The organism is Archangium primigenium (assembly GCF_016904885.1).
Classification (GTDB): Bacteria; Myxococcota; Myxococcia; order Myxococcales; family Myxococcaceae; genus Cystobacter; species Cystobacter primigenius.
Map to the genome: position 1 here is coordinate 1759772 of NZ_JADWYI010000001.1, position 19704 is coordinate 1779475.

At 71.3% G+C, this 19704-nt stretch carries 16 protein-coding genes; 8 read left to right on the forward strand and 8 right to left on the reverse strand.

Annotated elements, in window-relative coordinates:
* Positions 1-5 precede the first annotated feature (5 nt).
* Positions 6-1637, reverse strand: a complete 1632-nt coding sequence (locus I3V78_RS07580; protein ID WP_204485640.1) for a xylulokinase — start codon at positions 1635-1637, stop codon at positions 6-8.
* On the opposite strand from I3V78_RS07580, the gene I3V78_RS07585 reads away from it, so the two are divergent.
* The 5 genes from I3V78_RS07585 (at position 1621) to ureG (ending at position 6461) form a co-directional block, all read left to right on the forward strand.
* A complete protein-coding gene (locus I3V78_RS07585) occupies positions 1621-2487 on the forward strand; it encodes an urease accessory protein UreD (protein ID WP_239576337.1) in 867 nt (288 codons plus the stop codon). The genes I3V78_RS07580 and I3V78_RS07585 overlap by 17 nt on opposite strands.
* 71 nt (positions 2488-2558) lie before the next feature.
* The gene (gene ureA, locus I3V78_RS07590; RefSeq protein WP_204485641.1) at positions 2559-3323 is read left to right on the forward strand and encodes an urease subunit gamma; all 765 of its coding nucleotides are present in this window, start codon (positions 2559-2561) and stop codon (positions 3321-3323) included.
* The gene (gene ureC / locus I3V78_RS07595; protein WP_204485642.1) at positions 3320-5035 is read left to right on the forward strand and encodes an urease subunit alpha; all 1716 of its coding nucleotides are present in this window, start codon (positions 3320-3322) and stop codon (positions 5033-5035) included. Before ureA ends, ureC begins: the two co-directional genes overlap by 4 nt.
* Positions 5036-5049: 14 nt before the next feature.
* Complete coding sequence (locus tag I3V78_RS07600) at positions 5050-5712, forward strand: urease accessory protein UreF (protein ID WP_204485643.1); 663 nt, start codon at positions 5050-5052, stop codon at positions 5710-5712.
* An 8-nt stretch (positions 5713-5720) separates the two neighbouring features.
* Positions 5721-6461 carry an urease accessory protein UreG gene (ureG, locus tag I3V78_RS07605; RefSeq protein WP_204485644.1) on the forward strand — a complete coding sequence of 247 codons (741 nt, stop codon included), beginning with the start codon at positions 5721-5723 and terminating at the stop codon, positions 6459-6461.
* A gap of 69 nt (positions 6462-6530) precedes the next feature.
* Here the strand turns inward: ureG and I3V78_RS07610 are convergent, their stop codons facing one another.
* The gene (locus I3V78_RS07610; protein WP_204485645.1) at positions 6531-9170 is read right to left on the reverse strand and encodes an efflux RND transporter permease subunit; all 2640 of its coding nucleotides are present in this window, start codon (positions 9168-9170) and stop codon (positions 6531-6533) included.
* Between the two features lie 140 nt (positions 9171-9310).
* Complete coding sequence (locus I3V78_RS07615; protein ID WP_204485646.1) at positions 9311-9892, reverse strand: MlaC/ttg2D family ABC transporter substrate-binding protein; 582 nt, start codon at positions 9890-9892, stop codon at positions 9311-9313.
* A 255-nt stretch (positions 9893-10147) separates the two neighbouring features.
* On the opposite strand from I3V78_RS07615, the gene metK reads away from it, so the two are divergent.
* The 3 genes from metK (at position 10148) to I3V78_RS07630 (ending at position 14870) form a co-directional block, all read left to right on the forward strand.
* Entirely contained in the window at positions 10148-11338 is a 1191-nt protein-coding gene (gene metK / locus I3V78_RS07620; RefSeq protein WP_204485647.1) for a methionine adenosyltransferase, read from the forward strand.
* A gap of 109 nt (positions 11339-11447) precedes the next feature.
* Positions 11448-13292 carry a mucoidy inhibitor MuiA family protein gene (locus I3V78_RS07625; RefSeq protein ID WP_204485648.1) on the forward strand — a complete coding sequence of 615 codons (1845 nt, stop codon included), beginning with the start codon at positions 11448-11450 and terminating at the stop codon, positions 13290-13292.
* Positions 13293-13304: 12 nt separating this feature from the next.
* Positions 13305-14870 (forward strand): mucoidy inhibitor MuiA family protein, encoded by a 1566-nt coding sequence (locus I3V78_RS07630; RefSeq protein ID WP_204485649.1) that lies wholly within the window; start codon positions 13305-13307, stop codon positions 14868-14870.
* Positions 14871-14874: 4 nt separating this feature from the next.
* Here the strand turns inward: I3V78_RS07630 and I3V78_RS07635 are convergent, their stop codons facing one another.
* The 5 genes from I3V78_RS07635 to I3V78_RS07655 form a co-directional block, all read right to left on the reverse strand.
* Positions 14875-15360 (reverse strand): hypothetical protein, encoded by a 486-nt coding sequence (locus tag I3V78_RS07635; RefSeq protein ID WP_204485650.1) that lies wholly within the window; start codon positions 15358-15360, stop codon positions 14875-14877.
* A 74-nt stretch (positions 15361-15434) separates the two neighbouring features.
* A complete protein-coding gene (locus I3V78_RS07640) occupies positions 15435-16550 on the reverse strand; it encodes a hypothetical protein (protein WP_204485651.1) in 1116 nt (371 codons plus the stop codon).
* 11 nt (positions 16551-16561) lie between these two features.
* A complete protein-coding gene (locus tag I3V78_RS07645; protein WP_204485652.1) occupies positions 16562-18274 on the reverse strand; it encodes a hypothetical protein in 1713 nt (570 codons plus the stop codon).
* A gap of 3 nt (positions 18275-18277) precedes the next feature.
* Positions 18278-18907, reverse strand: coding sequence for an OmpA family protein (locus tag I3V78_RS07650; protein ID WP_204485653.1), 630 nt, complete (start codon positions 18905-18907; stop codon positions 18278-18280).
* Complete coding sequence (locus tag I3V78_RS07655) at positions 18904-19704, reverse strand: MotA/TolQ/ExbB proton channel family protein (protein ID WP_204485654.1); 801 nt, start codon at positions 19702-19704, stop codon at positions 18904-18906. Before I3V78_RS07655 ends, I3V78_RS07650 begins: the two co-directional genes overlap by 4 nt.

The window sequence follows — 19704 nt, forward strand, 5'->3', positions numbered from 1 at the left end:
TCGGTTCAGGCGCTCCGCGGGCGGTTGAGCCGCGCGAAGAGGGCCTTGTTGTGCGTGTGGAAGTGGAGGAATTCGCCGAAGAGCTCGTCGTAGAGGGCGCGGGTGCGGGGGTTGGGCTCGAAGGTCTCCCGGATGGGCGCGAGCGCGGGGATTTCCTCCACGGAGAGCCGGCCGAGCGCCACCGCCGCCTGGAAGGCCGCGCCCCGGGCATTGGCCAGCACGGGCTCGTCCACCTGCTCGATGCGCCGGTCGAGCACGTCCGCCTGAATCTGGCACCACAGCCGCGAGCGCGCGCCCCCGCCGATGATGCGCAGCGAGTCCAGCCGACGGCCGGTGAACTTCTCCACGTGGCCGAAGAGCCAGCGCGTGTTGTTCGCCACGCCCTCCATCACCGCGCGCACCAGGTGGCCCCGGGTCGTGCTCAGCGACTGGTTGACGAAGCCGCCGCGCAGGGTGGGGTCGTCCACGGGGCTGCGCTCGCCGTTGAGCCAGGGCAGGAAGAGCAGCCGGTCGCTCCCGGCGGCCACCTGGCTCGCTTCGCGCTCGAGCAGGGGAAAGCGCTCGGCTTCCGGCAGGGTGCACTCGGGGCCGAAGAGGACACGGTCCTTGAGGGTGGTGAGGCAGATGCCGGCGGACTCCTGCTCGTTGGTGAGCAGGTAGCGGCCGGGGAGCGCGGCGGGCAGGCTGCCCATCTGGTGGAGCACGTCCGTCTTCTTGTAGGGCACGTGACAGCCGATCCACGACGAGGTGCCCACGCACAGGTGGGGCTCGTGGTCGCGCACGGCGCCCGAGCCCACGGCGGCGGCGAGGATGTCCGGTGCGCCGGAGATGACCTGCACGGCCTCGCTCAGGCCGAGCGCCCGGGCGGCCTCGGGCACGAGGGGTCCGAGCACGGAGGCGGCGGGGACGAGGTCGGGCAGCTTCTCGCGCGGCAGGCCAGCCAGGCGCAGGAGTCGGTCATCGTAGGCGACGCGCGCGAGGTCCCGGTTGTCCGTCACCCAGTGCAGGGTGATGGTGTCGTGCGAGGAGACGAAGCGGCCACTCAGCCGGTGGTTGAGCCAGTCCTTGGGCTCGAGGAACTTGTAGGTGGCGCGGTAGACGTCCGGGAGCGCCTCCTGGAGGTAGAGGATGTGGCCGATCGGATCCTTGCCGGAGAGGGTGGGGGCGCCGCCGGAGATGCGCACCCAGGTGAGCAGCCGGTGGAGGGCATACCCCTCGACGGAGGGGAAACCGCCGACGCGGCGCCGCACGTGGGCGCGCCCCCGCGAGTCCATCCAGATGAGGGCGGGGGTGAGGGGCGCGCCGCGCTCGTCGACGGCGACGGTGCCGGACCATTGGGCGCTGGTGTTGAGGGCGATGATGTCGCGCGCGGCCACGGCGCCCGAGTCCAGGAGGCGGCGAGCGGCGCGGACGATGGCGGCCCACCAGGCCTCGGGGTCCTGCTCTGCGCCGCCCTCGGGGAGGAGCTTCAGGTCGAGCGGCTCCACCGTGCCACCGAGGATGTGGCCGCGCAGGTCCACGGCGGCCAGCTTCACGGCCGAGGTCCCGAGATCGATGGCCAGGATGGACGCGTTGCCGGAGGGGGTCACCCGGGTAATGTAGCGAACGGGAGAGCCGACGATGAACGCGAGCCTCATGATTCAGCGGGAGCACACCTTTCCGGCAATGCCCTCCTCGCCTCGACGTGAAGGCAGCGCGCGGCTCGTGTTCGAGCGGGTGGGTCCGCGCACGGTGGTGCGCACCGCGCTCGCGCACAGCCCGCTGCGGCTGCTCACCCCACGCAACCACGGCCACGCGGCCTGGGTGTACACGAGCTCGCTCGGCGGCGGCCTCGTGAATGGAGACCAACTCCACCTGGACATCGAGGTCGCGCCCGGGGCCTCGGCGCTCCTGTCGAGCCAGGGCTCCACGCGCGTCTACCGCTCGCCCCGGGGCTGCCAGAGTGAAGTCGTCGCCCGCGTGGGCGAGGGCGGTCTGCTCGCGCTCGTGCCGGATCCCACCGTGTGCTTCGCGGGCGCCCACTTCACCCAGCGCCAGGACATCCAGCTCGCCCCGGGTGCCTCGCTCGTGTTGATGGACGTGGTGAACGCGGGCCGCAGCGCCAATGGCGAGCGCTGGGCCTTCACCCACTTCTCCTCCGCGCTCCGGGTCCACCAGGAGGGCCGCGCCCTGTTCGACGAGCGCTGGCTGCTGGATCCCGCCCACGGTGCCCTGCCCGAGCGCCTGGGCCGCTTCGACGCCCTCGCCACGGTGCTCCTGGTGGGGCCCGCCTTCGCCGAGGCCCGCGAGGCCCTGGCCATTCAGGTGGGCAAGCTGCCCGTCATTCCCCGCGCGGGTCTCATCTGCTCGACGAGCCCGCTCGGCACCGAGGGTCTGGTGCTCCGCGCCGCCGCCACCTCCGCCGAGACCCTGCTGCGCTCGGCGCGCGAATGGTTGGGGTTCCTCGCATCGCTCCTGGGGGACGATCCCTGGGCCCGTCGGGCGTGAGTCCGCGTCTCCCTGGCTGGGATTGACGCGTCGCGGTAGCGTGACGCCTCGGGATTGCTTCCGAGGGCCGCATGCACCTGACGCCGCGCGATATCGACAAACTCATGCTGCATGGAGCGGGCTTCCTGGCGCAGAAGCGCCTGGCCCGAGGTGTACGGCTCAACTATCCCGAGGCGGTGGCGCTCATCGCCACGCAGCTGCTCGAGTTCATCCGGGACGGGCGGGGCGTGGCGGAGCTGATGGACCTGGGGCGCAAGCTGCTCGGGCGCGCGCAGGTGATGGAGGGCGTGCCGGAGCTGGTGGCCGAGGTGCAGGTGGAGGGCACCTTCCCGGACGGCTCGAAGCTGGTGACGGTGCACCACCCCATCGAGGGTGAGCACGGAGACCTGTCGCTCGCGCTCCACGGCAGCTTCCTGCCGGTGCCCGCGCTGGAGCGCTTCTCGCGCGCGAACGACACCGAGGTGCGGCCGGGCGAGGTGCTGGTGGAGCCGGGCGAGCTGGTGCTCAACGAGGGCCGCGAGGCCGTCACCCTGGAGGTGGTCAACCGGGGAGACCGGCCCATCCAGGTGGGCAGCCACTACCCCTTCTTCGAGACGAACCGGGCGCTGCTCTTCGATCGGGCGAAGGCGTACGGGCGTCGGCTGGACATCCCCGCGGGCACGGCGGTGCGCTTCGAGCCGGGAGACCCCAAGACGGTGTCGCTGGTGGACATCGCGGGCGAGCGGGTGGTGCGCGGGGGCAACGCGTTGGGCTCCGGGCCGGTGACGCCGGAGAACCGGGAGCGCGCCCTGGCGGAGAGGGCCGCGCGGGGCTTCGGACACAAGGAGGGCGCATGAGCCGGAAGATGGATCGCCGTCACTACGCGGACATGTTCGGTCCCACCACGGGCGACCGCGTGCGCCTGGGCGACACGGGGCTGGTGGCGCGGGTGGACAAGGACTTCACCGTCTACGGCGACGAGTGCAAGTTCGGCGGTGGCAAGGTGCTGCGCGACGGCATGGGCCAGAAGTCCGGCGCGAGCGACGCCGAGGCGCTCGACTGTGTCATCACCAACGCGCTCATCCTCGACTGGACGGGCATCTACAAGGCGGACATCGGCATCAAGGCGGGGCGCATCGTCGGCATCGGCAAGGCGGGCAACCCGGACGTGATGGCGGGCGTGACGCCGGGCCTGGTGGTGGGCGTCACCACCGAGGCCATCGCGGGAGAGGGCCTCATCGTCACGGCGGGCGGCATCGACTCGCACATCCACTTCATCTGTCCCCAGCAGGCGGACGAGGCCATCGCCAGCGGCATCACCACCTGGGTGGGCGGCGGCACGGGCCCGGCCACGGGCACCAACGCGACCACGTGTACGCCGGGCGCGTGGAACCTGCGGCGCATGCTGGAGGCGTGCGACAACATCCCGCTCAACATCGGCCTCACGGGCAAGGGCAACAGCTCGCGGCCCGAGGGCCTCCTGGAGCAGATCGCCGCGGGGGCCATCGGCCTCAAGCTGCACGAGGACTGGGGCACGACGCCCTCCACCATCGACACGTGCCTCACCGTGGCCGAGGGCGAGGACGTGCAGATCACCATCCACACGGACACGCTCAACGAGTCGGGCTTCGTGGATGACTCCATGGCGGCGTTCAAGGGCCGCACCATCCACACCTACCACTCCGAGGGCGCGGGCGGCGGCCATGCCCCGGACATCATCCGGGTGTGCGGCGAGCCCAACGTGCTGCCGAGTTCCACCAACCCCACGCGGCCGTACACGACGAACACGCTGGATGAGCACCTGGACATGCTCATGGTGTGTCACCACCTGGACCGCGAGATTCCCGAGGACGTGGCCTTCGCGGAGAGCCGCATCCGGGGCGCCACCATCGCCGCCGAGGACGTGCTGCACGACCTGGGCGCCATCAGCATGATCTCCTCGGACAGCCAGGCCATGGGCCGGGTGGGCGAGGTCATCACCCGCACGTGGCAGACGGCGCACAAGATGCGCGAGCAGCGCGGGCGGCTGAGCGAGGAGCAGGGCGACAACGACAACCTGCGCATCCGCCGCTACGTGGCCAAGTACACCATCAACCCGGCCATCGCCCACGGCCTCTCGCACGAGGTGGGCTCGGTGGAGACGGGCAAGCTCGCGGACCTGGTGCTCTGGCGTCCGGCGTTCTTCGGCCTGCGTCCGGAGCTGGTGATCAAGGGCGGCTTCATCGCCTGGTCGCAGATGGGGGACGCGGGCGCGTCCATCCCCACGCCGCAGCCCTACATCATGCGGCCCATGTTCGGCGCGCGCGGACGGGCCACGGGCGCCACCAGCCTCGCCTTCGTGTCCGGCCGGGCCCTGGCCGAGGGCACGGTGCGGGGCCTGGGGCTCGCCAAGCAGCTCGTGGCGGTGCGCCACTGCCGGGGCATCGGCAAGCGCGACATGAAGCTCAACGACGCCCTGCCCGTCATCACCGTGGACTCGGAGTCCTACGAGGTGCGCGCGGACGGTCAGCTCCTCGTCTGCGAACCCGCGGTCCGCCTGCCGCTCGCCCAGCGCTACTCGCTGTTCTAGGAGGCCCGCGCGCCATGGGCTCCATGTGGAGGGTGTTGCAGCTCGCGGATTCGGGCTTTCCCACCGGGGGCTTCGCGCACTCGGGAGGGCTGGAGGCGGCGGTGCAGCACGGCGAGGTGCGGGGCCGTGAGGGCCTGGAGCGCTTCGCGCGGGAGCTGCTCTGGCAGGTGGGGCGGGGCGGCCTGCCCTTGCTCGGGGCGGCGCACCGCGAGCCCGAGCGGCTGGGCGAGTGGGACGCGCGCCTGGAGGCGTTCCTCACCAACCACGTGGCCAACCGCGCGAGCCGCACCCAGGGCCGGGCCTTCCTGGACACGTGCGCGCGCATCTTCCCCGAGCCGGTGGGCCCCGTGCGTCAGGCCGCGCGCGACGCGGGCCTGCGCTACCACCACGCGCCCGTGTTCGGCGCCGTGCTGCGGGTGCTGGACGTGGAGCGGCTCGACGCCCAGCGGCTCCTGTTGTCCCTGTCGCTCCGGGGCGCGCTGTCGGCGGCGGTGCGCATGGGAATCGTCGGCACGCACGAGTCCCATCAGCTCCAGCACGCCTGTTCGCCCCTGCTGGACGAAGTGCTCGCGGCGTGCGCCGACCTGGGCCCGGACGCGCTCGCGCAGACCTCCCCCTTGCTGGACCTGCTCGGGTCCACGCACGACCGGCTCTACTCCCGACTTTTTCTCTCTTGAGGTGAACCATGCACGATGACCACCGCGGCCATGACCATGGCCATGACGATTCCGACCACACCCACGAGGAGTGGGAACACCCGGGGCACTTCCACGAGCGGGACAAGCCCCACCGCGCGGACTTCGCCCAGCGCTCCTTCACCATCGGCATTGGCGGCCCGGTGGGCAGCGGCAAGACGGCGCTGGTGCTGGCGCTGTGCAAGGCGCTGCGCGACACCTACCGGCTGGGCGTGGTGACCAACGACATCTTCACCAAGGAGGACGCCGAGTTCCTCGTGCGCAACCAGGCCCTGTCGCCCGAGCGCATCAAGGCGGTGGAGACGGGCGGCTGCCCCCACGCGGCCATCCGCGAGGACATCAGCCACAACCTCCTGGCGCTCGAGGAGCTGATGGAGGAGCTCAAGCCGGAGCTGCTCATCGTGGAGAGCGGCGGCGACAACCTGGCGGCCCAGTACAGCCGGGAACTGGCCGACTACACCGTCTACGTCATCGACGTGGCGGGCGGGGACAAGGTGCCGCGCAAGGGCGGGCCGGGCATCACCCAGTCCGACCTGCTCATCATCAACAAGACGGACCTGGCGCCGCACGTGGGCGCGGACCTGTCGGTGATGGATCGCGATGCCAGGAAGATGCGGGGCGACGGTCCCTTCGTCTTCACCCAGGTGACCAAGGGCGTGGGACTCCAGGAGGTCATCGACCACCTGGTGTCGGCGTGGCGCAAGGCGACGGGCCCCGCGTCCCGCACCTGAGCGTCGCCACCGTGAGGCACCGGGCGGGCCGGAGCGCGAGGGCTCCGGCCCACTCCCGGCGCCCGGGACTCAGGCGGCGTGGCCGGGCTTGTCGCCCGAGGCGGGCGGCGTCTGGCTGCCCGTGCCCCCGGAGTTGCGCGCGCGCCGATCCCACAGCACCTGCATCACCGCGGCGAGCACCGTGAAGGACACGATGAGCGTGGTGATGAGGCCGATGCACGCCACCATGCCCATGGACTTGAGGCCGTTGTGGCTCGCCACCAGCAGCGCGGCGAAGCCCGAGGCCGTGGTCAGCGTGGAGGTGGCCACGGCCGCGCCCACGCTGCGCAGCGCCACCATGGGGGATGTGCCCTCCAGGTAGCGGTGAAGCAGGTAGAGGCCGTGACTCACGCCGAAGCCCAGCAAGATGGGCAAGATGATGATGTTCATGAAGTTCAGGTGGAGATCCGCCAGCGTCATGATGCCGAGCATCACGGCCAGGCCCACCGTGAGCGGGATGACCGAGGCGAGCGCGAGCGTCACGCTGCGGAAGTCCAGGAAGTGCATGAACAAGATCCAGATGGTGACGAGCCCCACGGCCCACTTGCCGTCGGACAGCACGATGCGCGCGAGCCGCGCGAACAGGGGCGCGGCGCCCGCGGCCCGGTGGATCTCCGCCGGGGCGATGACCTGGCCCGACGCGTCCTTGAGCTCCGGGGTGGGAATGGCGCTCGTCTGGTCCGCGAAGTCGAGCATCTTCTTGCCGTCCCACAGGTCCACCGCCGGGTAGATGAAGGTGAGGTAGCCGTGGTTCTCCGGCTTGCTCTCCGGCAGGTGCTTGAACTGCGCGGCGTAGTTGGCCGGCACGCCGTTCACGTCGAAGGGCCGCGCCTCGAGCATCTTCATGAACAGGGCCGCCTTGTCCTGGGCCTCGGGCGGCAGCGAATTGACGTCCACGTCCGCCAGCTCCTCCTTCCACTCCTGGAGGATCTTCGCGTTGGCCGCGGCCGTCTCCGGCGGAGGCACGAAGGTGTAGATGCTCACCACCTGATCGATGGTGGGGTACTTCTTCGGGTTCTGGGTCAGCTCGTCGTAGATGGCGCGCGCCTCCGGCAGCGTCTTGGAGTACACGGCGATGGGATCGCTGGAGATGTTGAAGCGCTGGCTGATCTCGTCCTGGAGCTTCACCGAGGGCTGGCCCTCGGGGATGAGCGCGCGGCTGTTGTAGTTGAAGCGGATGCCGCCCTTGATGCGCTCGGCGAAGGTGGCGGGCCGGTCGGTGGGGATGTCCTGGTCCGTCCAGTTCACGCAGCACAGGCACAGGAGCACCGTCACCACCGTGCCGATGCCGAGCACGAGGCCCGGCTTGGGCACGCGCACCTCCTGGCCCGTGGCGTTGCGCACCGGCGGGGGCTTCATCTCGCCGATGAGCTTGCGCGGCCAGGCGGGATTCACGCGGCCCAGCAGGGACAGCAGCGCGGGGCTCCAGGCGAACAGCAGCACGCCGATGATGAAGGTGCCCACGCCGGACAGGAAGCCGAACTGGCTGAAGCCGCGGAACTCGCTGCGCATGAGCACGAAGAACGAGCCGGACGTCACCACCGCGGCCACGAGCGCCGGGCGGCCCGCGTTCACCACCGCGTCGCGGATGGCCTCGTCGTAGGGCTTGCCCGCGCCCAGCTCCAGCCGCGTGCGGAAGACGAAGTGGATGCCGTAGTCGATGCCGAAGCCCATCAACAAGCCACCGAGGATGCTGGTGATCATGTTGAGCTCGCCCACCGTCACGTAGGTGAAGCCCATGGTGATGATGGTGCCAATCACCGTGCCCGTCACCACGATGATGGTGGGCACCCACTTGCGGAAGGCCAGGATGGTGATGAGGAAGATGGCGCCGAGCGCCAGCAGCGTCACCGGCTGCAGCGACTCCTCGATGGCGTAGGAGTCATCCACCGACGTCTTGTACGAGCCGGTGAAGCCGTAGGCCACGGTCTGCTTGTCGCCCATGAGCTGGTAGTCCTCCACCAGCTTCACCCCGTCGGAGTCGGGCGTCGTGGGGTAGGCGGCGAGCTGCTGGCGCAGCCCGTCGATGTACTCCTTCGTCAGGCCGATCTGGTTGGAGTCCCACATCGGCTTGATGAGCATGAGCACCATCTTCTTGTCGTTCGAGATGTTGTAGTCATCCCGGATGCTCTTCTTGCCGACGCTGCTGTACTTGTTGACGAGATCGTCCATCTCCAGCTTCACCGGCTCGGTCTTCTGAATCTCGATGAAGAAGGGGTTGTTGCGGCGCAGCTGATCCTTGAGCCACGCCATGATGCGGCGCTTGCCCTCGGTCAGGTCCTCCGTCTTGATGAAGAGGGCCATGTTCTGCTGGATGAACTCCACCGGCAGCTTCCACGTCACCGAGCGCACGTTCTTCGTGTCGGCCTTGAGCTGGGCGCCGAGGTTGTCGGCCACCTTCTTGAGCGTGGCCTCGTCATCCCCGCGCAGCGCGAGCATGAGGTGGCCGCTGCCGCCCACCATGTCGATGATGCGCTTGACCTCCTTCACCTCGGGCAAGTCCTGAGAGATGAGGTCGAGCTGATTGGAGTTGATGGTGAGCTTCGTGGTCCCCCACAGGCACACGCCAAAGAGCGCGAGAATCACCAGGAGGACGAGCCCGGGACGACGGACCATGAGGTTCGCGTAGGCCAGGGCGAAGCGCGGGGGCTTGTGGGTCGGGTCACTCATGCGCGGCGGACCCTATCGGAGAACCGCCCCCATCAGAAGCAAGGAAGAAGGCCAGAAATGCCCGTCCGCCCGGCCTCCGGCCCGCTCCCAGAAGGGCCATGGGACCCCGGGAATAAGTCCCGGAGTCCCCGTGCTTTTTCCTACTTCTTGGAAAGCTCGGCGTCCTTCTTGCGCATCAGGTCGAGCAGGTGATCCCAGCCGCCCTGCTTGAGGATGGGGCGCACCTGATCATCCCGGATGCCGGTGAGCATGGAGTCGCCGAGCACCGACACGTCCAGCACCTTCCAGCCGCCGCCCTCCTTCACCACCGAGTACTGCAGCTTCATCTCCTGCTTCTTCATGGGGTGGTTGATGACGACCGTGGACTTCACGTTCGCCTTGTCCCCCTCCACCGCGGGCTCCGTGTAGGTGATGGATTCCAGGTTCTTGAAGTTGTCGCGCACCTTGGGGAAGGCGATCTTCGAGAACAGGCTGTGGAACAGCTGGGTGAACTCCTTGCGCTGGGCGTCGGTGCCCTTGGCCCAGTCCTCGCCGAGCAGGAAGCGGCCCTGCTCGTCGTTGGCGAGCTGCTTGAGCGCCAGGTCGTCCTTGCTGTAGCGCACCGACTGCACCACGGTCTTCACGGGCTTGGTCGCCGCCTCGTTGGCGGCGGGGGCGGCGACGGCCGGCAGGGACAGGGCGAGGGTGGCCAGCAGGGACAAAGTGCGGAGTCGAGCGTGCATGCGTTTCCTTCCTGGGTAAGAGACGGCCTCTGCCTAGTCCAGGGTGGAACGCGCCGGCGCGGACGAAATTCAGTCACTGTCGGCCAGCTACACCCGCCCGGGACTGCCTCGCGCGAAAGGGCCAGGCCGCCCGCCCGCCCAGGGGCGAAGCCGGATTCTCAAAGGGGTCTCAAGGGTTTGACCTCGGGGAACCATGTGTTTAGTGTGCCCCGTTTTTCTCGTTTTCTCCCCGCTCTTCACCCCCTTTAGAGCCCCATGCCGACCGACTACCTGTTCACCTCCGAATCCGTTACCGAAGGCCACCCGGACAAGATCGCCGATCAGATCTCCGACGGGGTGCTGGACGCCATCCTCTCCAAGGACCCCCAGGGCCGCGTGGCCGTGGAGACCCTGGTGAAGACGGGTCTGGCCATCGTCGCTGGTGAGGTGACCACCAATTGTTACGTCGACATCCCGAAGATCGTGCGCAGCACCATCTGCCGCATCGGGTACACCGACAGCTCCATGGGCTATGACGGCAACACCTGCGGCGTCATGGTGGCCATCGAGGGCCAGAGCCAGGACATCGCGCGCGGCGTGGACAACAAGAAGGAGCAGGGCGCGGGCGACCAGGGGATGATGTTCGGCTTCGCCTGCGACGAGACGCCGGAGTTCATGCCGGCCCCCATCCACTACGCCCACGCGCTCACCAAGCGCCTGTCCGACGTGCGCCGCAAGACGCACGACTGGCTGCGCCCGGACGGCAAGAGCCAGGTCACCGTGGAGTACAAGGCCGGCCGCCCGGTGCGCATCGACGCCGTCGTGGTGTCCACGCAGCACTCCGACGACGTGTCCAACAAGAAGATCCACGAGGCCATCCGCGAGGACGTCATCGCGAAGGCGCTGCCCAAGAAGCTCATCGACAACAAGACGAAGATCTACATCAACCCCACGGGCCGCTTCGTCATCGGTGGCCCCATGGGCGACTCGGGCGTCACGGGCCGCAAGATCATCGTGGACACCTACGGCGGCATGGGCCGTCACGGTGGCGGCGCGTTCAGCGGCAAGGACCCCTCCAAGGTGGACCGCTCGGCCGCGTACATGGGCCGCTACATCGCCAAGAACGTGGTGGCCGCGGGCCTCGCGCGCCGCTGCGAGGTGCAGGTCTCCTACGCCATCGGCGTGGCCGAGCCCGTGAGCGTGCTGGTGGAGACCTTCGGCACCTCCACCGTGCCCGAGGAGAAGATCCAGGCCGCCATCCGCCAGGTCTTCGGCCTCAAGCCGCGCGAGATCACCGAGCACCTGGACCTGCTGCGGCCCATCTACCAGAAGACCGCCGCCTACGGTCACTTCGGGCGCGCCGAGAAGGAGTTCACCTGGGAGCGCACCGACAAGAAGGACCAGCTGCGCGAGGTCGTGGGCGCGCCCGCGTCCACCCCCAGCAGCCGCCTCAAGGCCGCCGTCTGAGCCCTCGCCGCTGAGTCGCGGCGGAGGAACCCGCGCGTGGGACCCCCTCGGTCCCGCGCGCGTTTTTTTTGCTACAACCCCCCGCATGCCCGTTCTTGGACTCTCGGTCGTGAGCACGCTCTGGCTCGCCGCGGTGGAGGCACCCGTCACCTCGGTCACGGTCTACGGCGACCAGGCCCGGGTGGTGCGCACGGCGAAGGTGACCCTGTCGGGCACGCAGCGCGTGGAGCTGCCGAGGCTCTACGGCCAGGTGGAGCCCGACAGTCTCCGCGTGGAGGCACGGGGCGCCGAGGTGACGCGCGTGGAGGTGCGCCCGGTGACGTCCGAGCCGCTGCCCGGCAGCGAGGCCCGTCGGCTCATCACCGAGTTGGAGCGCCTGGATGACCGGCTCGCCCAGGTGCGCGCCGAGCACGCGGCCCACACCGCCGCGCTCGCCCACGTGTGGCGGCTCCAGCCCCAGGGCGCGCGGGGGTCCTCGGAGAGCGGCGAGGCCTCCGCGACCCGGTCGCCGCCTCGCCTGGATGCGGCGGGGTGGAAGGCGGCGGCGGACTTCGTGGCGGAGCGCGCCTCGCGCCTGCAGGCGAAGGTGCGCGAGCTCGCCCAGCGCGAGAGCGCGCTGGAGCGCGAGCAGACGGCCCTGGTCCAGGAGGCCCGACGTCTGGGCGGCGCGCCGCAGCAGCGGGGCCTGGAGGTGCTGCCCACGGTGACGGGGCAGGGCGCCGCCACCCTCACGCTCACCTATGTCACGCGGGGCGCGCGCTGGGTGCCCACCTACGAGCTGCGCCTGGAGCCGGAGAGCAGTCGGGTGGAGGTGGCGTTCGCCGGGCGCGTGAGCCAGGACTCGGGGGAGGACTGGGAGGACGCGGCGCTCACGCTGAGCACGGCGCTGCCCTCGCGCATCACCCGCGTGCCCGAGCCCACCACGTGGAAGATCGGCCAGCTCGAGCGCTTCATCCCCACGGCGCCGACCGTGCCGGACGCGTGGCGCGCGCCGCCCCCTCCGCCTCCGCCCTCGCCCCGGCGGCCCGACGAGGACGAGCGCCTGCGCGGCCGTCTGCTGGCGCTCTCGGCGGGCGGCGCTTCCCGTCCCCTGGCGCCCGAGGAGCGCCTGGTCGAGGAGAGCCTGGACGAGGAGGAAGTGGCGGCGGGCATGCCCATGCCGGCCCCCTCCGTGGAGGCGCGCAACTACGAAGCACTGGCCGAACTGGCGCCAGGGGCCAACAAGGGCTCTTTCAGGGGCGCGCCCCCTGACGTGGGCGCCACGGCCGTGGGGCTGTCGCCGCCCGCCGCGTGGCGTCCGCCCCCCGTGGCGCCGAACTCGCCCGCGGCGCTGGCCGGCGGGTATGCCCTGACGTTCCCGGCGCAGCGGCGCGAGACGGTGCGCAGCGGCGGGGGCGAGCGGCGCGTGCCGCTGCTCACCGAGAGCTGGCCGGTGCAGCTCCAGCGGGACGTGTACCCGGCGCTCACGCCCACGGCGTTCCTGGTGGCGCAGCTGCGCAGCCCCTCCAAGCAGGTGCTGCCGGGCGGCGAGGCGCAGCTGTTCGTGGGGGCGGATCCCGCGGGGCAGGCGAAGCTGTCGGTGGTGGCGCCCGGCGAGCCCTTCACCCTGCCCTTGGGCGTGGACCCGGCGGTGCGCCCGGTGCGCAACGTGCGCGTGGTGTCCAAGGAGAAGGGCTTCCTCGGCAAGAAGGACGTCACCGACTACCTCGTGACGCTCGAGGTGGCCAACCCCTACCCGGTGCCGCTCGCCCTGGTGCTGCATGACCAGTGGCCCCTGTCGCGCAGCCAGGACGTGGAGGTGGAGCTGGTGCGCACCGAGCCCTCCGCCGAGCAGGACAAGGACAAGGGCACCCTCGTGTGGCGCCTGACGGTGCCGCCCTCGGCGAAGACGAGCGTGTCCTTCCACTACACCGTGCGCCTCCCCAAGGGCTGGCGCCTGACGCAGTCGCCCTGAAGGACGCCACGCATGCACTCCCTGCCCTTGATGATGTTGGCGCTCGTGGCCCCCACGAAGATCTCCTCCGTGGTCGTCTACCCGGACCGGGCCCTCGTCACGCGTGTGGAGACCGTGGCTTGTGCCCCGGGCGCGCTCGCCGTGTTCGAGTCGGTGCCGCCCGCGGCGGACCCCACGAGCTTCCGCGCCCGCTCGGAGGAGGCCACCGTGGAGAGCCTGGTGGCCGAGGAGCGCTCGCGCGAGGCGGCCTTTGGCGCGCGCAGCGAGGCCGTGCGGGTGAAGCGCGAGGCGCTCGAGCGCGAGCTGGCCGAGTTGATGGACGCGCGCGCGCGGGCCAATGCCCAGCTCCAGTTGAGCGAGAAGCTCTCGGACGTGGCCGTGGAGCGCGTGACGCGCGAGCTCACCGAGTCCCGTCCGGACGCCCGGGCCTGGACGACGGCCCTCGACGCCGCGCTGGACCTGCGCCTGCGCGCCGTGGCGGACCTGTCCTCGCGCGAGGCCCGTGTGCGCGAGGTGCAGCGCGAGCTGAGCGCGCTGCGCGAGCAGGCGGCCTTCCTCGCGGCCTCGGCGGCGTGGAAGGAGCGGCGGGTGGAGGTGCGCATCGCGTGCACCGCCGAGGGCCGGGCGCGCGTGGAGCTGCAATACATGGTGGGCGGCGCGGGCTGGACACCGGCCTATGAGGCGCGGGCCGACGAAGCCCACGGCCACGTGGAGCTGAGCACCTTCGCCTCCGTGCGCCAGTCCACCGGCGAGGAGTGGAGTGGCGTGCGCCTGGCGCTGTCCACCGCGCGGCCCCGGGCCAATGCCACGCCGCCCGAGCTCCAGCCGCTGACGCTGAGCGCCTACGAGCAGGCCGCCCAGCGCAAGGTGCTGGTGCGCCGCGAGGAGCGCGTGGAGCATGCCCAGGCGGCGGGGGCCTCCGGGGCGCGCGGCGCGGACGGGCTGACCGCCGTCTCCCAGGGCGTGTCCGTGCAGCTGCTCGTGCCCGAAGTGGCCCAGGTGCCCGGCGACGGGAGCGACGTGCGGCTGCGCGTGGCGCGCACGACGCTGCCCACCACCTTCGTCTGGCGCACCGTGCCCAAGCTGCGCCCGCTGGTGTTCCGCGTGGCCCGGCTCGTCAATGGCGCGCCCTTTCCCCTGCTGCCCGGCAAGGTGGACCTCTTCCGGGGCGCGGGCTTCATCGGGCAGGAGGCGCTGGAGCAGGTGCCCCAGGGCGCGCCCTTCCAGCTCACCTTCGGCCTGGAGGAGTCCCTGCGCGTGGAGCGTGTGGTGGTGCGCGAGGTCGCGCGGGACCAGGGCCTGTTCAACTCGCGGCGCCGCTTCCACTACGCCTACCGCTTCAACCTGGGCAACCACCTGCCGCGCGCCGAGGAGCTGGAGCTGGTGGAGCCCATCCCCGTCTCCGAGCTGGAGGACGTCACCGCCTCCCTGGGCGAGAAGACCAGCGGCGGCCACGAACTCAACGCGGTGGATGGCCTCATCACCTGGAAGGTGAAGCTCCAGCCGGCGGAGACGCGCGCCATCGACCTCGCCTTCCACGTGGACGTGCCGTCCAGCTACGACATGGACGGCCTGTAGGCGGTCAGCGGCCCAGCGCGAAGTCGACGAATACCTCCACGTCCGACGTCAGCCCCACGTCGGAGAACTCCCAGGCGAGCAGGCGCTGGCGCACGCAGTCCGACAGCTCGCGTGGCAGCCGCTGCGCCGAGGACAGCACCGCCGCGCGCGTGGCGCCCGTCTGCGCCACCTGGATGCGCGCGCCCACCGTGGGCGGCACGCCCGGGGGCAGGGGACAGGCCCTCAAGTCCGGTGCCCGCGCCTCCATGGCCCGGCGCAGCAGCGCGCGCTGGGAGGACAGCACGGGGGCGGGCGGGGGCGCGGGCTTGCGCGCCACGGGCTTCTTCTTCACCGGGGCCGGCCGGGCCACCACCACCGGCGCGGGCGGAGGCTCGGGCGGCGCGACGACGGCGACGGGCTCGGGCGGGGACGGCCACCACCAGAGCAGCAGGAGCAGCAGCAGCCCCGCGGCGAGCGCCCACCGCCGCTTGCGCGAGGGCCGGGAGGACACGACGAGACGTCTCGGACGCCGCTGTCCGCGGACCGGTGGACCCGGTCCCGCCCGTCGTGCCACGGCCCGGGTCCTCATCGCTGGGATTCGGGCAGGCTCAGCAGGCGCGCCCAACTCGTGGCGAAGCCTCCCGCGTAGCCGTCCCAGTCCTTGCCCACCGCCTCGCACAGGTCCCGCCGCGTGGCGAGGCCCGACTGGTGGCGGTTGAGGGCCTCGGCGAAGGGATCGTAGTACGCGATGGACGACGGGCTCGCCGCATCGAGTCCCTTGCGCGGGAAGCCCGAGAGGGCCGCGCAGCGCTCACGCATCTGCGCGTAGGTCTCGTTCTCCGGCGTGGAGATGAAGAGGAAGCGCGTCTGCGAGCGCGGCAGGTTCCACGCACCGCTGGCGGTGTTGAGCCAGCGCGTGGCCTCGTGGCCGCCACCGAACCAGCTCGCCGTCTCCGCGCTGCCCGCGCCGCAGTCGGACGCGCCGTAGCGCACCGGGCGGGCGCCATGGTCGAGCGTGATGACGAGCAGGGCGCTCGCCGGCTGGGTGAAGGGCCAGCCCTGGCTGGGGGTGCTGCCGTCGGCGGGTTGAACCAGGGCCTGGCTCAACCGGCCGCCAAGCTGCCCCAGGGCCTGCGTGCTGCACACCGCGGGGATGGTGGCGCCGTTGGCGTTGGCGGCCTTCTCCAAGGCGAGCTGAATCTCGGGGCTGGACAGCTCCTTGCCCGGCGCGGCCCAGTACAGCCGGGGCTCGTAGAGCGAGCCGATGGCCGTCATGCGCACGTCGAAGCCCTTGGCCGCGAGCTGCTGGGTCATGCGCTGGACAAGAGAGGCGTACGTGTCCGCCATGTTGGCCGTGCCCCGATCGACGCGCACGAGCCAGAGCACGTTCGTGCCGCGATCTCCGTTCTGGCCACTGCCCGGGAAGGTCGAGGACGGAGGTGGACCCGCGTCCGGCATCCCGCCGTCGTTGCCGCCACCACCGCCCCCTCCTCCTCCATCGCCACCGCCGCCGTTCCAGCCGCCATCCCAGGAGAGGCCGCCATCGGGCAGCGGAATGGGAATGCCGCCGCCGCCGCCATCCATCGAGGGCGTGGGCGTCGAGGCATCATCGCCGCCTCCGTCCTTCACCATGTCGGGCGGCTCGATGATGCAACCCGTGACGACCGTACTCGCGACGATGATCCAGCTCAGAGCGCGCACGCGGCTCCCCCTCAGTTGGTACGCCCGGCGCGCGTACCGTTTGGACTCAAGCTCAATCCTCGGCGGAGCATCTCATCCTTCACGCAGGTAAGCAGCTCCCTTCGCGCGCCAGTGAACTCCTCTGGACGTCCACCACCCCGCATTCCCAGTTCTTCCCGGAGCTCGCGCTGGAGGGACGTGGGGCACGCGGCCAACAGTTGCTCGCGCAAGGAGCCCTCGGCGCCGTTCAAGTAGTGAACGATTTGAGCGGACGGCAGCCGCAGCATCGCCGCGCCCAGCACCTCCACGGGGGTGCCCAGCAGCGCCGACTCCGTCAGCAGGGACGAGGCCAGACGCTCCGAGCCCTCCTGCCGCAGCCGCTCGAGGAGCCGGTCCTGATCCGCCATGGACAGGGTATCGAGCACCTCGCCCAGCACGCGCTCGAGCTGGGACTGGCCGCCGGTGGTCTCGGCCAGTTGGGTGCGCAGCTCGTCGGCCACCGCCTGGGCGTAGCGGATGCTCACCTCGGGCTGACGCGCCAGGCCGAGCGCCAGCTCGCGGCGCTGCGCGGACGTGAACGTCTGGATGGCCACCGCGCGCAGGCCAGCCGGGGCGAAGCGCAGCGCCACCTCGCGCGAGCCCGAGGACAGCGCCTGGCACGCGGCGGCGAAGCGCTCGGGCCGCACGGCCTCGAGGAAGGCGAAGGCCTGCTCCACGGAGCTGTCCGCCTGGGCGAGCCGCGCGGCGATGGCCCGGCCCTCCAGGTCGTACAGCGCCGCGGCGCGCGCGCCCGCGTCCACGGCGGGCACCCGGCCCAGCTCGGCGGCCAGGCCCGTCAGGGACGCGGTGAGGGCGGGGTCTCCGCGCAGGTCCTCCAGGAGGAACTCGCCCATCTCCCGGGTCCACAGGGCCACCTGCCGGGACTCTCCCCGGGCCAGGGCCTCGCGCACCACGCCGTTGCGCACCGAGCGCTCCTCGCGCAGGGTCCGCTCCAGGCGCCGCGCCCGCACGGCCGGGTAGTCCGGCGCGGGGGTGGGGGGCAGGGGCGCGGGCTCCAGGGCGGGCAGGGGCTCGGGGGCGTACTCCAGGCCCGGCGGAGGCGAGGCCGCGCGGCGCGTGGCCACCACCAGCAGCACGCCCAGCACCAGCACCGTCAGCGCGAGCAGCGCCGCCACCGCGAGCAGCGGCGCGGCCTCCAGCAGCCGCTCCTCGGCGCGCTCGCGCACGGACGGCACGGGCCTGGCCTCGGACTCGGGTGAGCCCGGGAGCGGCGGCGTGGCGGTGGGGGGGGACGGCTTGGGCTCGCGCGGCTGGGCCTCCAGGTGCGGGGCGTTGCGCGGCGGGAAGGCCACCGTCTCCACCTCCACGCCGGGCTGCGGCCCCACCGTCTTGAGCCGCTGCGCCACCAGGTCCTTGAGGCGGGTGCGGAAGGGCCCGGGCAACTGGCTGTCCACCAGCACGCGCGCGGACACCGAGCGCACGGTGGGCAGGGCCGCGCCGCCCGAGAGTGTCTCGAAGCCCGGGGGCGCGCCGGCGAGGGCCTCGTCCTCCACCCGGGCCTCCACGGCCACGAGCACGCACTGCTCGGGACAGAGCGTGCGCAACAGGTCGGAGACCTCGGCGCGCGCGCGCTCCTCGGCTTCGGCGCGCAGACGGCCCTGGGGCGTGGTGGCCGCGGCGCGCGCGGCGCCCGCTCCCAGCAGGGTGCAGAGAAGGAGGAGGAGATGTCGTGACTGGCGATTCATGGACTATTCCACCCGGATGACGACCCGGCGGTTGGCGGCGCGCTGTTCCTCGGGAGGGCCCTGGACGTCCACGCGGCGGGTATCGGCGAAGCCGCGCACGGACATCCGCTCGCGGCCCACGCCGCTCTGCTCCAGAGCGGCGCGCACGTTGATGGCGCGCTGGGAGGACAGCTCCCAGTTGGAGGCGAAACGGGAAGTGCGGATGGGCACGTCATCGGTGTAGCCCTCGATGACGAGCCCCCGGCGCGGCAGCGTCTGCAGCATGCGCGCGATGGGGGTGATGGCCTGGGCGCCCTCGGCGCGGAGGTCCGCCGAGCCGGAGTCGAACAGGAGCGCGTCCTTGAACTCGATGACGAGCCCGTCCTGCTCCTGGCGCGTGAGCACCTTCTTCTCCAGCCCCTCCTGGGTGATGAAGGTGTCCACCTTCTCCTTGAGCTCCTCGAGCGGCGTGGCCTCGCCGGTGAGGGAGGCGGCCATGCGCTCGAACTGGGCCGTCTTGGGCGGGGACACGGCGAGCAGCAGCACGAAGAAGCCGATGAGCAGCGTGAGCAGGTCCGCGTAGCTGATGAGCCACAGCTCGTCGTCCTGACCGCCGCCGTGCAGGAGCGCCTGCAGGTCCGGATCCTCCCTCACGGCTCGGCCCCGGTGCCGGTGGCCACCTCGGGCACGGCGCTGGTGGCGCCAGCGGGCGCGGTGGCGGACAGCTCGAAGAGCTTGCGCACGTCGGCGAGCGGCTTGTCCTCGCGCACCAGCACGAGCGCGCGGGTGATGAGCCGGGCCTCCTCCACCGCCACCGTCATGTGCGAGTGGATGACGCGGCCGAGCGGCTGGTAGACGGCGTTGGCGAGGATGAGGCCGTAGAGCGTACAGAGCAGCGCGAGCGCCATGGACGGGCCGAGCTGGTCGAAGCGCGACAGGTCCTTGAGCAGCGCGATGAGGCCGAGCACCGTGCCGACCAGGCCCGTGGCGGGCGCCACGCGCGAGAGCGTGCCCAGCACGTCCTCGGCGCGCTTCATGCCGCTCACCATGCAGAAGAGCGAGGTGCTGGCGGTGCTCTCGATGTCCTCGCTGGAGTACTGGCGCACCACGAGCGGCCCGAGCTGGCGCAGCACGTCATGGCGCGCCGCGCTCGCGATCTCCAGGGCGCGGGCGGGGCGGCGCTGGCGCACCTCGGCGGCGAACTGGGTGAGCGACTCGTAGAGCTCCGCGCGCGAGCGGGCCGCGGAGAAGCGCAGCGCCCGGGCCACCGCCCGCGCCGCCCCCGCCAGCTCGCTGAACTTGTAGGAGGCCACCGTCATGCACAGCGGCGCGCAGCCGAGCAGCACGAGCGAGGGCACGTGGATGACGCCGCTGAAGCCACTGGTGTGGCCCTGGGTGAGCGTGTAGGCCAGGGTCAGGGCGAGCCCCAGGAGTCCGACGATGAAGTGCAT